This is a genomic window from Anditalea andensis, from assembly GCF_000714815.1.
In the GTDB taxonomy this organism is placed as follows: domain Bacteria; phylum Bacteroidota; class Bacteroidia; order Cytophagales; family Cyclobacteriaceae; genus Anditalea; species Anditalea andensis.
Genome location: NZ_JMIH01000004.1, coordinates 76,448 through 91,868 on the forward strand (window position 1 = coordinate 76,448; position 15,421 = coordinate 91,868).

Sequence of the window (15,421 nt, forward strand, 5' to 3'; positions counted from 1 at the left end):
TTTTTTTAATAAATGCCCCCACTAATACCTTATTAGGCCTATCAGATTTCACCATAAGATTAATACTTTCACCTTTTTTAACACATTTATCTCAATTATAATGGCTTAACCCTTGATCTCTTCGTATCTATTATAAGATATTACCATAAGACTAATGAAAGGTAAAACCAGTATATATATAGCGGCACATTTGGGAGTATTAATATGGATGTCTGCATTTATAAGTTATCAAAACGATCCTATAGAAACCATAAAAAATTCACTCAATACATATAGAGTGAACTATGCCCCTGAAAAGGTTTACGTACATCATGATAAACCCTATTATATGGCCGGAGAAATGCTCTGGTTTAAGGCTTATGTAGTAGATGATATCACCAAAAAACCCACAAATAAAAGCGGGGTATTATATATAGACCTATACAATGATAGTAACGATTTAATAGAAAGATTAACCCTGCCAATAGCTGACGGTGAAGCCATAGGGGATATTAATTTACCTGATGATCTGGAAGAGGGCATGTATAGGCTGTCAGCTTTAACTGAATATATGAGGAATTTTGGTGGAGATACTTTTTTCGAAAAGGAAATTTTTGTCTTTGCTGCCAATGAACCCCTTGGACATGCTGGAGCTACTCCCGAGCCCTCCCTTGATCTGCAATTTTTTCCTGAAAGCGGCGAGCTAATAGCGGGACTTAATAATACCGTAGCTTTCAAAGCAATCGATGAAAATGGTTTTGGCGTACCGGTAACTGCTTCGCTGTTTGATGATAATGGTAAAAAAGTCCTGGACTTTAGTGATGAACATACCGGTATGGGTTCGTTTCGTTTTATCCCGGCAAGGGACATTGCATATCATGCGAAAATTAATTTTAGGGATGGAAGGACCATAGATTACCCTTTGCCCACATCTATGGGAGAAGGAACAGTTTTACATGTAGATGAAACCAGTGACCCAGAGCATATCCTTATTGAGATCACATCCAATTCCGGGGACTCTGCTTTGCTAAGGCTTTTTGCGATAGCAAATCAAAATCTGCTTCATAGTGAAGAACTTATAACTCCCAGTGATCAAAAGTTCAATACAAGGATACCTAAAAGTGTTTTGCCTACAGGCATCATGCGGCTGACATTAACAAATGCAGATGGAGCCCCTCTTGCTGAACGGTTGGTTTTTGTAAATCATCCTGAAAGCCATGTTATCAGTATAAATTTATCAGACAATGAGATTGGCAAAAGAGAAGAAGTGACGCTGGATATGGGTTTAGAGGCAGATCACGGTCTAGCTCGGATATCCATTTCTGTGACAGCAGATTCATTGGTCCAAAAGCCACCTCATGCAGAAAATATAAAAACCTACCTGCTCTTAAGCGCTGATCTGAAAGGATTCATTGAATCCCCTGGCTATTATTTTGAAGATGATGGCTTAGAACGGCAGCTAGCACTTAGGCACCTGATGATGACTCAGGGATGGAGAAAATTTGGATGGAACGACATGATAACGCAAGCCTTCCCAAGCATCCAATATGGTATTGAACCTGATCTAAATATTAGGGGAAGGCTGGTAAACAGACGAGGGGAACCAATTCCTAATGGCCAGGCATTGCTTTTTCTAAAGGACCGGGCCCAGACATTCATTACAACCGAAACCAATAAAGAAGGCTATTTTACCTTCAGGGGATTTTACTTTACCGGAAATATACAGGTAGTCATACAGGGTTCCGATGATAAGGGACGAACAGAAGGTGTGGAGGTTCAAATGTTGGAAAAAGGTACTTTTCCTCTAATAGCAGAGAATTTGATACGTCTGCCTGATAATTTTGAAACCAAACTTCCCGAAAGATATGTGGCCGATACCCATAAACAATTTGAAGGCATAGGGTCGGCTTCAGCAGAGATGGATTTACAGGCACTGCTATTAGAAGAGATAGTAGTAGAGGGAAGAGCAGAAGTGATTAAACCATTTAAACTTCATCAGCGGGCGGATGCTGTACTTTATAGAAATCGTTTGCCGGTATCACCATCCGGTAATATATTAGAAAGCCTGCAGGGAAGAGTGGCCGGACTGAATATCACTCGCACTGGAATGAATGAATTCAGGGCTGTCATCAGGGGTCAGGGCACTCCTCTATATTTATTGGACGGAATGCCAATACCAGAAGAAACGATGCAGATGATCAATCAATTTGACATCAATAGAATAGAAATACTAAAAACACCCGGGACAGCTGGTATTTATGGAGGAAGAGCAAGTGGCGGTGTGATAGCACTCTTTACAGATCCGGGTTATGAAGAAGTAGCGGATTCCGATACCGGCAAGCACATCATAGTGGAAAGGATATCCGGTTTTAATAAGATAAGGGAATTTTATATCCCAAGCCTTGATAGGCCAGTACATAACAAAATGCCAGACCTCCGTAGTACTATCTATTGGAACCCATCGATTACCTTGGACAGCCAGCAAACAAAATCAATAAATTTTACCACTGCAGATACTCCTGGTAACTACAGGATCACTATAGAAGGAATCACTGATAATGGGCATCCCCTCTTTAGAGAATATATATTTAGAGTAAATTAAAATGAATCAGTCAACCTCCCACCATATCAAAACATAGAGATTTCCTAGTCCACTCACCTCTATAAACTTAATAGTTAACATATTTGGCATATTTTAGTTAATCATTGAAACCATCTATTTATCTAAATACAAGAACAATGTCAAATTCCGGTAACAAAAGTCTAGAAGTGAGCGAAAAAATAAATGCTCCCGTAAAGAAGGTATGGGAAATCTGGAACGATCCCAAAGCAATAGTCCAATGGAACCCGGTATCGGATCATTGGGAAACCTCTGACGAGGAAAATAAAATTAAAGAAGGCGAGAAATTTTTCAGCAGGAAATCTTCCAAAAATGAAAGTGCAAAATTAGACCTGGAGGGAACATACGATGAGGTCATTCAAGAAGACACTATCGCTTATACGATGAGAGATGGCCAAAAAGTCAAAATCACCTTTGATGAAGATGGGGATACCACTACTGTGACTACTACATTTGATGCAGATGACAACTTGCCGGAGGAAGCACAGGAAAAGTCATGGCAAGAGATATTAGCTGGATTGAAAGAATATGTAGAGGGCCATTAACTTAAATTCAACATTAAAAATCAGATAAATATAAATTCTGTCCTCTTTTAAAGCCTCACTAGTATATAACCAATGATCCTATAGCCAGTATACATGTGGTACATGTTTTCGGAAGAAGATAAAAAAAGCTGTATGGAAGGTAGATTCCAATAAAGGGATAATGAGCCTAACTTAAATCAATAAGCTCATTATCCTTAGATTATTTAAACCCTCTTACCTATCGCCTTCCGTACTGCCGGAGCCACCTCAGAGCCCAAAAGTTCGATGGCCCTCATAACCTGCCTATGTGGAAGAGTACCTACACTAATGTGAAGCAGGAATCTGGTATTGCCGAATAGCTCATGCTCCATCAAAATTTTATCGATCACCTGCTGCGGGCTCCCGACGAGAAGGGATCCTTCTGGGGACCGCATGGCTTCATACTGAGGCCTGTTCATAGGAGGCCATCCCCTTTCCTTTCCTATTTTGCTCATTAGATAAGCGTAGGGTGCATAGTAAGCGTCTGCAGCCTCCCTGTCATGATCGCCTATAAATCCATGTGAATTTATAGCTAATTGCATATCTGCGGGATCATGTCCTGCATTGAGGTACGTTTCCTTATATAGATCTGTCAATGGCACGAACCTATCCGGCATTCCTCCGATGATGGCCAAAGCCATAGGCACACCCTTCGTGGCAGCCCTTACTACTGACTCTGGAGTGCCACCTATGGCTATCCAAACAGGTAAGGCCCGCTGATAAGGTCTCGGATATACCCCCCGGTTATCTATAGAAGGACGGTGTTTTCCCTGCCAGGAAATGATTTCACTTTTATTTAGTTTTAGGAGCAGTTCTAGCTTTTCGGCAAATAAAGTATCATAGTCTTTTAGGTCATTGCCAAAGAGCGGGAAAGATTCTATGAAAGAACCTCTGCCGGCTATAATTTCTGCCCTGCCCTTTGATAACAGATCCACATGGGCAAAATCCTGGAAAACCCGCACCGGATCATCTGAACTCAGCACTGTTACGGCACTGGAAAGCCTGATGTTTTTTGTTCTCATGGCTCCGGCGGCGAGTACTATCGCTGGAGAAGAAACGACAAAATCAGATCTGTGATGCTCCCCTATAGCAAATACATCCAGGCCCACCTGATCAGCCAGTTCCATCTCTTCCATTAAATTATGCATCCTCTCCCAAGGAGCCAACAATTTGCCTGAAACCGGATCAGGCGTATTTTCTACAAAAGTGGTTATTCCTATTTCCATATTATATGTATATACATTGAATATATATCTAAATCTGAAAACCATCAATAAAGTTCAAAAATAACCTTTACCTATGTGGTTTTTATATAAAAGAAGTCACACGCTCTCTATATATATATTACTTTTATCTGGCGGGCTTAGACCATACAAGGTTTTATGAACATAATTCATTCTATAATATATATATTTGGGTATTAGGATGATGATCTATTCATTCAATAGCCATTTATATATACCGATAATTAAATTAAACCATGGATCCATATTATAAAGAAGCATTAGACCAGGCTAAAAAAAGCCTAGCTGAAGGGGGAATCCCTATAGGGAGCGTACTCGTATATCAAAACAATATAATAGGCAAAGGACACAACAAGCGGGTTCAAGATGGAAGTGTGGTGCTCCATGGAGAAATGGACGCACTCGAAAATGCCAAAAGGCAGCCGGCTTCGGTTTATAAAAATTCAATTATTTATACCACTTTATCCCCGTGCCCTATGTGCACAGGAGCTATATTACTATATGGCATACCTAAAGTAGTAATAGGTGAAAACGTTAATTTCAAAGGTGCAGAAGATCTGTTAGTAGCCAAAGGAGTAGAAATAACTGTACTAAATGATCCCGAATCAATTCAAATGATGCAAAATTTCATTCAGGCAAAGCCGGCATTATGGAATGAGGATATTGGAGAATAAAAATAGTATGGCGATAGCTATGTTTTTAACCGGGACATTATGATACACATCATGCCCTCTTTATTCCAATATTGCGGTATATAATCTTACAGTTAGCTTAAGACTATCGTTAAGTCCTGTTATAAAATCAAATTAAGCTGTTAAAACTGACCGGTTTTAAATATAAATCCCTTCACCTGTATGTGAAGGGATGTAAAAACACAAAATTAAAAGCCATCTGCTTTAATATCTTTTTCTATGACATTTCCAAGCTTGGAAGCGATAGGTCTTATCTCCTCAGCTTTTCCGATCAGCAGAAATTGAATGTTATCTTTAGGGAAATACTTTTCTACTATATCAGCAGCTTTTTCAGTAGTCATACCCTCTACATTGGATTGGAAATTATTGATATAAGATTCGTCAAAGTCATACCAAAACATCTGTGTGAGCAACCCTGCCAATTGTCCGGAAGTTTCATAATTGGGAGGAAACTGGCCTTTTACATAGTTTTTAGCAGATGTGAGGGTCTCTTCATCGATACCTGTTTGGTGCAACTTGTTCAATACGGATAATGCCAGGTCTATGGCTGCTCCTGTTGTACTATTAGCTGTAAAGGTGGAAATGGCAAATGTGCCAGCATTTTTTAAAGGTGAGAACCTACTGTTAGCGCCATAAGTCAGGCCTGAATTGACCCTAAGTTCATCATTTAACCATGAAGTAAACCTGCCTCCAAACACCGTATTTACTACCTGGATGGCTACATAATCTGGATTATCACGCCTTACCCCCAGTCCCCCTATCAGAAAAGTAGTTTCCCGCGCATCTTCTTTATTAACTAATAAAACGCGAGAATGGTCCAAAGTGGGTACAGCTTCGGAAACTATATTATGCTGGTCTGCAGCTGGCTTTTCCCATGCGATGAATAGCTCACTTATTTTATTTTTCATCTTCGCAGCATCAAAATCCCCTACTATGGCTATGGCACTTCCTGAAGGAGAATAATTGGCTTTATAAAACGATCGGAGATCATCCGCTGTAAAAGTTGTTACAGTGGATGGACTTCCACTTACGGCATTGCCATAAACATGGTCTCCAAAAATAAACTTATCCCAATAAGAATTGATAACTGACCGTGGACTTTCTTTAGCCCTTTCTAATCCTGAAAGCACTCTTTTCTGTTCTTTGGCAAACTCTTCTTCATCAAATATTGGAGCAGTCAAGACCTCTTTGATTATAGGAAAAACAATATCCTGGTCTTTATTGGCAAATTTTGCTGATAATCCAGCTGATTCTTTGGATGCATAAGTATTGAGAGTGGCTCCTATAAAATCAAGTTCTTCCTCTATCTGTGTTTTAGCATAGCTTAGGGTACCATACTGCAGCCCTGATGCTGTGAGGGCAGCCAAGCCTGATTTCTCCCCGTCGTATATGGCTCCGGCAGGAACTACGGCAGATACGCTGATGGTAGGTACTTCACGCTGTGCCATTAAATAGACTGTCAGACCGTTAGGCAAAGTAAACTTCTCATATTCTGGCACTTTAAAATTAGCATCCTGTGCCAGCGCTAGTGCAAACGTTCCAAATAAAGCAACACAGACTAGCAAAATATATTTAGCTGTTATTTTCATAATTTAATCTTCTACATTGGCTTTTAAAATGCCTACAGTTCGGTTTGATTTCTTGAAATATTCTTTGGCCACCCTGGATACGTCTGCCATACTTACTTTTTCATATTCCGCAGGCGCATCAAACATCTTTTTGTAGTCGCCAAAGAATAGCTCATAAGTTCCGATATTATTGGATTTGCCATTTATGGTTTCAATCTGGTTATAGAACTCCATAAGTTTTTGATTTTTAATTTTCTGAAGTTCCCTCTCAGTAATCCCTTCTGCTTTGATCTTTTCCAATTCTTCATAAATGGCCTTTTCCAAAACATCTTCTTCGATGCCTTTGGCAGATACCGCATAGATCTCAAATAGATTGGGGTCAAAACTTTCGCCAAAACTGGTAAACACAGAAGTCGCCAATTGTTTCTGATCTACCAGGGCAGAATATAATCTGGAAGTATTACCGCTGGATAAAACCGAACTTAAAATATCCAATGCATAATAGTCATCATGACGTGTATCTGGTGTATGGTAAGCGATCATCATGTATGGACTGGCTACTTCCCTTTGGACAGTAATCCTTCGCTCTCCAGTTTGCTCCGGCTCTATCAGATGAACAGTTTTCGGTTCTTTACTCGACGGTATGGGTTCCATGTATTTTTTGGCGAGCCTTTTTACCTCAGAAGTCTTCACGTCTCCTGATATGACTACTAGAGCATTATTGGGGGCATAATAGGTTTGAAAATAAGTTTCTAGATCCTGTTTGGTCCAATTTTTAATATCAGATTCATACCCTATCACTGACCAATGGTAAGGATGTTCCTGAAAAGCGGTGGCATTTACAGCTTCACCTAGCATCCTCCAAGGTGAATTTTCCAGCCCGGTACTGCGTTCAGATAACACCACCCCCCGCTCACTTTCTACCATGGCAGAGTCTATAGTTAAATGTCCGATTCGGTCTGATTCCAGATCAAAGATCTTTTCCATAGCCGAGACAGGAAACCAATTGGTATACACCGTTACATTTTGGGTCGTATAGGCATTATTGGCCCCGCCATTAAATTCCATCACCCTGTCAAATTCTTTGGGACCGTACTTTTCCGATCCATTGAACATCATATGTTCAAAAAAATGCGAAAGACCGGTTATACCTGGGTGTTCATTCCTCGAACCTACTTTATAAAAAATGTACATATTCGCATTGGGAATAGAGCTGTCTTCCATTACCAAAAATTTCATGCCATTCTGCAGAGTAAAAGACTGCACATCATCACTTTGTATCTGTGCCATCACCGGCATACAGATACATACATATAAGAGGTATAATATTTTCTTCATTAATAGTATGTAATTGGTTTTAAGGTGTAATATAGTAGTTTTTATGTTTGTTCTAATTTTTACCACGGTAAAATAAACGGGGTCTTTTGGCATGCACTTCCAATATCCGCCTATTGGCTTTACGGATTTGGATGTCTTTTGGCAAAATTTTTGAAAGCATATTATTCTTAATAACTTTTATATGGATCAAAAACGGATTTTCGGACCCTTACTTACTATTCTAGGAATCATTGGACTCATTTACGCTGCTTTTCTTTTCTTGGATGACACCAATGTCGACTGGAAAACCCAAGTTGTATTTTTTATACTAGGGTTGATTTTTTTTAGTTCAGGTTTGGGCCTAATCAAAAATACAAATAATTAGAAATATATAAAATTGTGATATATACATAAATTTGCACTATGGACATTAAATAACTCATTTTAACGCATAAAATAGTTCATAATACTCCGTAGTCCTTATATGAGCATATTGCCATAAAGTTGGATTATTTATTTCTTTAAATATATTTGTGGTAAATAGATATTGATTTCTGTATTGCCTATCAAATAGTATGAATGAAATAAAAAGGTTGTTAGATTTAAAATCCTATCAAGTTTTAGATACCCTTCCCGACAAAGAACTTAATGATATTATAGAAATAGCTTCTACTATCTGTGACACACCCATATCCCTGATCACCTTTGTAGATGATAAACGTCAGTGGTTTAAGGCTAAAAAAGGCCTTGTGATCAATGAGACACCCCGGGCGGATGCTTTCTGCAAATATGCCCTGACTAATCCTAATGATTTACTGGTAGTCAATGATCCCTTAACAGACAAGAGATTTAACAACAACCCTCTAGTCTTGGGAAACCCCTACATCCGTTTTTATGCTGGTGCGCCTTTAGTAAGTTCGGAAGGGCATGTATTGGGCACATTATGTGTAATAGACAATCAGCCGCGGAATATTTCAGATAGTCAGTTAAATGCTCTCAAACTGCTGGCGAAAAAAGTAATGAACATACTGGAAACCAAAAAACTTCTAGCGGAACAGAATAATACTATAGAAAACAGTTCTATAAGATTAAAAAAACTTTCCGATCAGGCACCAGGTGTGATTTATCAACTGGAAATGAACACTGAAGGTAAGATGTCGTTCACATTTTTAAGTGAAGGCATCAAAGAAGTACATCCTTATCTGGATATAGAGGATTTAAAAAAGAATCCCGAAATAGCTTTCGAAGTGGTTCATCCTGAGGATGTGGCCATGGTGCAGGAAACACTATTCAGTGCATTTACCAATCTTATCATGTGGGATATAGAATACAGGGTTATAGCTACCGATACCGGTATTACCTCTTGGCACTGGGCCAGGGCCAAACCTGAAAAGAAAGATGACGGATCAGTTATTTTATATGGCACCTTTCAGGACATCACAGAAAAGAAAAAATACATAGAAACTTTAGAACAGATTATATTCGATATTTCGCACGTCATGCGCAAACCTGTAGCTACTATGATGGGATTGACCGGAATGCTGGATCCTAATCACATAGATCATCATACGCTTTCAGATATCATTCAGCATATCCAAAACACTTCATTAGAAATGGACACCTATCTGCACAAATTGAATAAAGCTTACTGCGAAAAGAAATTAGATTATTTTAGTCCTTACAATGGTGAATGATTTATATAGCTAAGTTCCATAAATAACCAGATTAAAAAAACTCTCTATTATAGTATGCAATCGATAATCCTACGATTGATTATGATATAAAGTACATACATGCATACATAAAGAAAATCTGATATTAACAATTCCCCACCAAACCAGATATTTTGTTCAAGATTTATTAATAACAAACAATATTTTTAAAGAACTAAATAAAAATTAGAGCTGTTTACCACGAAGAGATTTTTATGAAAAATTACCACAGTGGAAAAAAGCTATACAAAAATTAAAAATACAGGCATAATTATCGTATTGGGTGCGCTAGCTACGATTAGCCCCTTTTCTATAGATATGTACCTACCCGGATTTCCGGCCATGGCAGAAGATCTGAATACTTCCATTTCTAATGTTCAGCTATCATTGACTGCTTATCTTATTGGTATAGCTGTAGGACAGTTATTTTATGGGCCTTTATTAGATAAGTTTGGCAGAAAAAAACCTTTATATGTGGGATTGGGCATTTATTTAATAGCCTCACTGGGGTGTGCTTTTTCCCAATCTGTAGAGAACCTCATTGTCATGAGGCTGCTACAGGCCATCGGCGGATGTGCCGGTATGGTAGCTGCACAGGCCCTCGTAAGAGACCTTTTTCCGGTCACCAAAACAGCCCAGATTTTATCATTACTTACATTGGTAATAGCAGTTTCCCCTATGATAGCGCCTACAGTGGGTGGTTATGTGACAGCATATTACGATTGGCACATTGTGTTTATCATACTGGCCGTGCTGACCCTGCTGATCTGGCTGGCTGCTATATGGGTATTGCCAGACGGCTCAGCTCCAAATGCACATATTTCTCTAAAACCGAAAAAAGTATATAATAATTATCTCAAAGTTTTTAAAAACAGGCAATTCCTAGTCTATATGCTGGTAGGTGGGATAGCTGGAGCGGCACCTTTTGCCTATATTGTAGGTTCGGCTGATGTATTTATGAATATATATGGGGTTAGTGAGCAGCAGTATGGATGGATATTTGCGTTTTTAGCTTTTGCCATGATCGGTTCCACACAGCTTAACCACCTTCTTTTGAGAAAATTCACCAGTCAGCAGATCATTCATTTTTCATTACACTACCAGGTCATTGTAGGGATTACTTTGGTATTTGGGGTTTATAATGGTTGGTTCAGTGTATTGGGGCTGGTGGTACTGATGTTTATATTTTTAACTGCTCATGGTTTAAACAGTCCTAATGCGGCAGCATTATCTTTAAACCCTTTTACAAAAAATGCCGGCAGTGCTTCAGCATTATTAGGCAGCATGAGGATGGCCATAGGAGGACTTGTATCTGCTGGTGTAAGTTTATTTCACTCCAGTACTGCATTACCTATGGTAATAGGGATGTCAATTTGTGCTTTAGGCGGATTTATAGTAATTAAACTGGATAGGAGAATTCCGGACACATCCCATAAAACATATGAAATCGAGCATGCTTAATGCTTTTCTATTTTTAGATTAGAGTACATACTAGCTTGTGGTTTAAGTTCCTATAATTTAAAGTGATCAGTCTAAACGCATACAAAACATTGTATTTATATTAGTTTTATTACATCCACCCTGAACCATAAATTAAGGCCATAAATTTAAGAGAATAGAATGGATTAAAATTAATATAAGCTTTCATTTCATTAGGTAAAGTAAAGATTTTAGAATTTTTACATTAATTTAGATTTCGCTTTTTTTTATCGCACTTTAGAAATGGAAATATGAACAATAAACACTGGAGTATAGACGAAATAGTAGAAATTTATAATACCCCACTTTTAAACCTAATATACGATGCTTCGACAGTGCATCGTCTGCATCATGATCCAAATAAAATACAGGTAAGTTCTTTAATATCGATCAAAACCGGAGGTTGTCCTGAAGATTGTGGATACTGCCCACAGGCAGCTAGGTACCACACTGGTGTAGAGGGTAATCAGCTTTTGGATGTACAGCAAGTTAAAGCACAAGCTTTACGTGCAAGGTCAGCCGGCTCATCAAGGGTTTGCCTAGGTGCTGCCTGGAGAAATGTTAAAGACGGGCCTGAATTTGACCAGGTACTGGAAATGGTACGGACAATCACTCAGTTGGATATGGAAGTTTGCTGTACATTAGGTATGCTGACCGAGAATCAAGCCAAAAGATTGGAGGAAGCCGGATTATATGCCTATAACCATAATATAGATTCCTCTGAAGAGTATTATAAAGAAGTAATATCTACACGTGCTTTTGATGACCGTCTATCTACCATAAACAATGTACGCAAAACTTCCATTACCCTTTGTTCGGGAGGTATAATAGGTATGGGTGAAAGTCTTAAGGACCGTGCCGGTATGCTAAAAATACTGGCCAATATGAACCCACAGCCAGAAAGTGTACCTATCAATGCACTGGTCCCTGTAGAAGGCACTCCACTGGCAGAAGAAAAACCGGTTTCTATATGGGATATGGTAAGAATGATAGCGACCTCTAGGATCGTACTGCCTCATACCCAAATACGTCTTTCAGCTGGAAGGACACAAATGAGCCAAGAAGGCCAAACCTTGTGTTTTTTGGCCGGGGCTAATTCCATATTTGCAGGAGATAAATTGCTCACCACGCCAAATCCTGATTCAAATGAAGACCACGAGCTTTTCAACTTACTGGGCATCAAGACACAGTCCCCTTTTGAAAAACATGCTAAAAGAGAACCTGTAGAACAGACGGCTACTTCTTCAGCGCTGAATGAAAAACCTAAGTGGACAAGACCAGGTCATGTTATTGAAAGAAACATCCGGGCATCCAAAAAGGATCAAATCTGATTTAGCCTATATATGAGCATTCAAAGGTCCATATGCCTATGTAGCTATAATTTAAGAGTTAAAAAAAAAGTCCGGGTGTATATGGTATCCTAATCACCACCTATGCGAAATTACTTTAAACATCTTATCTTTTTAAAGCTACTGGGCATGGCCATGTGTGCCCCGAATACATAAAATCCATAAACCCAACCTTTATATACCCTATTCACCATGGTTATTATCTTTAACTAATAGGGACTGCCCCTACAGCTACTTGACAGCAATGAAGAAACCTGAAACGGAGATCTCCTACTGAATTATATCAACCATTTTTTTAATGCTGAGGAGCTTACTTTCAGCATTGGCACCAGGCTATCCCAATTGTTTTCATTAGTAAAGCTTTTACTGTACTAGCTTCAATCCCCGGGCGTAATTTTTAACTATTATGCAACTTCTTAAATTCAAAACCAGCTTCCTATTATACTCTACTAATAATGTTCCCCTCAATCACAGGTCAAAATCATAAGGATTTACCCGAAAATTTTCCAATATATTATACGAACCCATCTTTGCGATAATCATACTCCCTTATATCAATAAGTTGAATAACTTTTATTAGGATAAGCTTTATTAAACATCCTTTCTAAACTTATTCGCTCTATATTTTTACCGATGACTACAATTTTTGACTGTACAGGTTCGTCTTCTGGCCATTCCCCTTCTTTGGTAATTGATAATTTTTTTCCGGTTGATTGTATGAGAAATTTCCCATCTTCTTTATCCAAATTTACAAAACCTTTTATCCTATATATCTGGTGATAATGAAGAAAAAGAGAAACAGTTAAAATAGAATACAGCTTTTGCATGTCAAATGGATAATCAAAGGTCATAAGGATACTTTTGAGATGAGAAGTATGTGGCAGATCACTATTGATATGATCAGTAAAATTCCGTGATGGAGGGTCATTCAAAATGCCTAGTTCAATACTAGCCTGAGTAGCAGTGACAATGGTAGCAAATGGATTGATTGTTTTAAGACGATTTGTTAAAATGTCCGCATATCTTAAATTGATCAAATCCATCTTATTGATAATCAGTAGTTCTGCCGCACTGACTTGACGTTCCGCTTCCACTACTTCATTAAATCTGTCTTCAATATTTTCCGCATCCACGATGGTAATTATTTTTTTCAGTTCAAAGAATTTCTGTATATCATCTCTTTTAAACACAGACGCTAATATCCCTGTATCCGCCACCCCTGATGCCTCTATGAATAAATTATCAGGTGCTTCAGGATGTGAAATAAGCTCTTCCAAAACTGATAAAAGTTCGTCGTCGAGTACGCAACACAAACAGCCATTATTCATTTCAAAAAGCTGGTTATAATTTTTCTTCACCAGTACGGCATCTATTGATTCTTTTCCATATTCATTCTCTATCACAAAATTTTTTTCAGCTTTGTAATGATCTAAAAGCACATTTAAAAATGTGGTTTTACCTGATCCCAAAAAGCCGGTAATCAGAAAAATTTTTATTCTATCTCTATCCATTATCATATCATTTACGCAACAATATTGCAAATTACTGACAATTTTTTATCTATGTATTTATAGACAGAAAATTATTGGTAATTTTTTTTTTTATAAGTCACTGTAGACTCCGTACAAAGCACCATAACTCAAGATCATATATCCAAATGCCTATAAATAATTGAGAATTCATATCAAGCTATATGCCTGTAAAGAAGTAAAGGATCAGATGATTACCCACATACCGAAAATTAACATGAAATACTTTGACTGGAACTAGTACTATAATAAAACAAATGAAATTAACTCATTTACAGAATAAAAATATGCCCCTATACAGCCTAAATACCTGAACAAAGAGAACCAATTTTTTTATCGAAAACTATTGAAGCAATATATTGTTAAATCTTTACATTAACCATCATCATTAGTTAATTACTATGATTAGAATATATTGCCTCTCCAATCATTCCCGATGGTCCTGTAATCCTCACTTAGGTCCATCATGTAAAGGGAAACCATTTTGGAATTAGCTCGTTTTTAATGTATATTTAAGAATCGGGCATGCAAAAATTGAGTAAATCTTTTGCACCAAATGAATATTTAATTTATACGAAATAATATAGTTTTATGAATATTGAGCAAATTTTCAAGAATAATCAAGAATGGATTCAGAGTAAGATCAATACAGATTCATCCTACTTCAGCAACCTCTCCAAAGGACAAACCCCTGACATTCTATATATAGGATGTGCAGATAGTAGGGTTTCAGCTGAGGAACTTATGGGTGTGGCCCCCGGGGATGTATTTGTTCATAGGAACATTGCTAATATGGTTCCCAATACCGACTTGAATGTCATGTCAGTGATAGAATATGCCGTGATGCATTTGAAAGTTAACAATATTGTAGTATGCGGACACTATTTTTGTGGAGGAGTAAAAGCGGCTATGCAATCTCAAGATCTGGGTATATTAAATCCTTGGTTAAGAAATATAAGAGATGTATACCGTACTCATAAAGATGAACTCAATGCTATTGATGACGAAGAGGAAAAATATAAAAGATTGGTGGAGCTAAACGTGGAAGAGCAATGTATTAATGTAATCAAAACCGCAGCAGTCCAAAGAGCTTATAGAGACAGGAAAATCAATATTCACGGTTGGGTTTTTGATATTCATTCTGGCAAGCTGGTTGATCTAAAAATTGACTTTAAAAGAATTTTAGATGATGTGATGGAGATTTATCACCTCGATTAAAGAGAACCTATACTAGGTAGATTCAGCCTGTTACACTGAGCATTTCATTTAGAATGCAGACTAGTGAAGCTAGGTATAATAACCGTATAAGTGTTATATAAAAAAATCAAACTTCAGGAATAGAATTATATTTAAAAATTATGGGAGAGTC

The 15,421-nt window shown here is 37.9% G+C and carries 11 protein-coding genes; 7 read left to right on the plus strand and 4 right to left on the minus strand.

The genetic code is table 11. The annotated features are described in order from the left end of the window. Positions 1 to 154: 154 nt before the first annotated feature. Positions 155 to 2,581 carry a TonB-dependent receptor plug domain-containing protein gene (locus EL17_RS00530; RefSeq protein WP_035068599.1) on the plus strand — a complete coding sequence of 809 codons (2,427 nt, stop codon included), beginning with the start codon at positions 155 to 157 and terminating at the stop codon, positions 2,579 to 2,581. Between the two features lie 137 nt (positions 2,582 to 2,718). Continuing rightward, positions 2,719 to 3,144 carry an SRPBCC domain-containing protein gene (locus EL17_RS00535; protein ID WP_035068601.1) on the plus strand — a complete coding sequence of 142 codons (426 nt, stop codon included), beginning with the start codon at positions 2,719 to 2,721 and terminating at the stop codon, positions 3,142 to 3,144. A 203-nt stretch (positions 3,145 to 3,347) separates the two neighbouring features. Here the strand turns inward: EL17_RS00535 and EL17_RS00540 are convergent, their stop codons facing one another. Then, complete coding sequence (locus tag EL17_RS00540) at positions 3,348 to 4,388, minus strand: LLM class flavin-dependent oxidoreductase (protein ID WP_035068977.1); 1,041 nt, start codon at positions 4,386 to 4,388, stop codon at positions 3,348 to 3,350. 254 nt (positions 4,389 to 4,642) lie between these two features. Here EL17_RS00540 and EL17_RS00545 point away from each other — a divergent pair, with 254 nt between their 5' ends. Beyond that, the gene (locus tag EL17_RS00545; RefSeq protein ID WP_035068603.1) at positions 4,643 to 5,080 is read left to right on the plus strand and encodes a nucleoside deaminase; all 438 of its coding nucleotides are present in this window, start codon (positions 4,643 to 4,645) and stop codon (positions 5,078 to 5,080) included. A 206-nt stretch (positions 5,081 to 5,286) separates the two neighbouring features. Here EL17_RS00545 and EL17_RS00550 read toward each other — a convergent pair whose 3' ends face one another. Continuing rightward, positions 5,287 to 6,687, minus strand: a complete 1,401-nt coding sequence (locus EL17_RS00550; RefSeq protein ID WP_035068605.1) for a M16 family metallopeptidase — start codon at positions 6,685 to 6,687, stop codon at positions 5,287 to 5,289. A 3-nt stretch (positions 6,688 to 6,690) separates the two neighbouring features. After that, positions 6,691 to 8,004 carry a M16 family metallopeptidase gene (locus tag EL17_RS00555; protein WP_035068607.1) on the minus strand — a complete coding sequence of 438 codons (1,314 nt, stop codon included), beginning with the start codon at positions 8,002 to 8,004 and terminating at the stop codon, positions 6,691 to 6,693. 554 nt (positions 8,005 to 8,558) lie between these two features. Between EL17_RS00555 and EL17_RS22995 the strand changes: the two genes are divergently transcribed. The 3 genes from EL17_RS22995 (at position 8,559) to bioB (ending at position 12,505) form a co-directional block, all read left to right on the plus strand. After that, entirely contained in the window at positions 8,559 to 9,677 is a 1,119-nt protein-coding gene (locus EL17_RS22995; protein WP_084166058.1) for a GAF domain-containing protein, read from the plus strand. A gap of 249 nt (positions 9,678 to 9,926) precedes the next feature. Beyond that, entirely contained in the window at positions 9,927 to 11,156 is a 1,230-nt protein-coding gene (locus EL17_RS00570) for a Bcr/CflA family multidrug efflux MFS transporter (RefSeq protein ID WP_084166059.1), read from the plus strand. A gap of 269 nt (positions 11,157 to 11,425) precedes the next feature. Then, positions 11,426 to 12,505 carry a biotin synthase BioB gene (gene bioB, locus EL17_RS00575; RefSeq protein WP_035068612.1) on the plus strand — a complete coding sequence of 360 codons (1,080 nt, stop codon included), beginning with the start codon at positions 11,426 to 11,428 and terminating at the stop codon, positions 12,503 to 12,505. A 572-nt stretch (positions 12,506 to 13,077) separates the two neighbouring features. On the opposite strand, the gene EL17_RS00580 is transcribed toward bioB, so the two are convergent. Next, complete coding sequence (locus EL17_RS00580; protein ID WP_164674882.1) at positions 13,078 to 14,034, minus strand: CobW family GTP-binding protein; 957 nt, start codon at positions 14,032 to 14,034, stop codon at positions 13,078 to 13,080. Positions 14,035 to 14,643: 609 nt separating this feature from the next. Here EL17_RS00580 and EL17_RS00585 point away from each other — a divergent pair. After that, the gene (locus EL17_RS00585; protein WP_035068618.1) at positions 14,644 to 15,270 is read left to right on the plus strand and encodes a carbonic anhydrase; all 627 of its coding nucleotides are present in this window, start codon (positions 14,644 to 14,646) and stop codon (positions 15,268 to 15,270) included. Positions 15,271 to 15,421: the final 151 nt, after the last annotated feature.

Bases quoted from the DNA above. Each gene is read 5' to 3' on its own strand.
- EL17_RS00550 (WP_035068605.1), bottom strand. From the start codon at position 6,687: ATGAAAATAACAGCTAAATATATTTTGCTAGTCTGTGTTGCTTTATTT.
- EL17_RS00545 (WP_035068603.1), top strand. From the start codon at position 4,643: ATGGATCCATATTATAAAGAAGCATTAGACCAGGCTAAAAAAAGCCTA.
- EL17_RS00530 (WP_035068599.1), top strand. From the start codon at position 155: ATGAAAGGTAAAACCAGTATATATATAGCGGCACATTTGGGAGTATTA.
- EL17_RS22995 (WP_084166058.1), top strand. From the start codon at position 8,559: ATGAATGAAATAAAAAGGTTGTTAGATTTAAAATCCTATCAAGTTTTA.
- EL17_RS00540 (WP_035068977.1), bottom strand. From the start codon at position 4,388: ATGGAAATAGGAATAACCACTTTTGTAGAAAATACGCCTGATCCGGTT.
- EL17_RS00585 (WP_035068618.1), top strand. From the start codon at position 14,644: ATGAATATTGAGCAAATTTTCAAGAATAATCAAGAATGGATTCAGAGT.
- EL17_RS00555 (WP_035068607.1), bottom strand. From the start codon at position 8,004: ATGAAGAAAATATTATACCTCTTATATGTATGTATCTGTATGCCGGTG.
- EL17_RS00580 (WP_164674882.1), bottom strand. From the start codon at position 14,034: ATGGATAGAGATAGAATAAAAATTTTTCTGATTACCGGCTTTTTGGGA.
- EL17_RS00535 (WP_035068601.1), top strand. From the start codon at position 2,719: ATGTCAAATTCCGGTAACAAAAGTCTAGAAGTGAGCGAAAAAATAAAT.
- bioB (WP_035068612.1), top strand. From the start codon at position 11,426: ATGAACAATAAACACTGGAGTATAGACGAAATAGTAGAAATTTATAAT.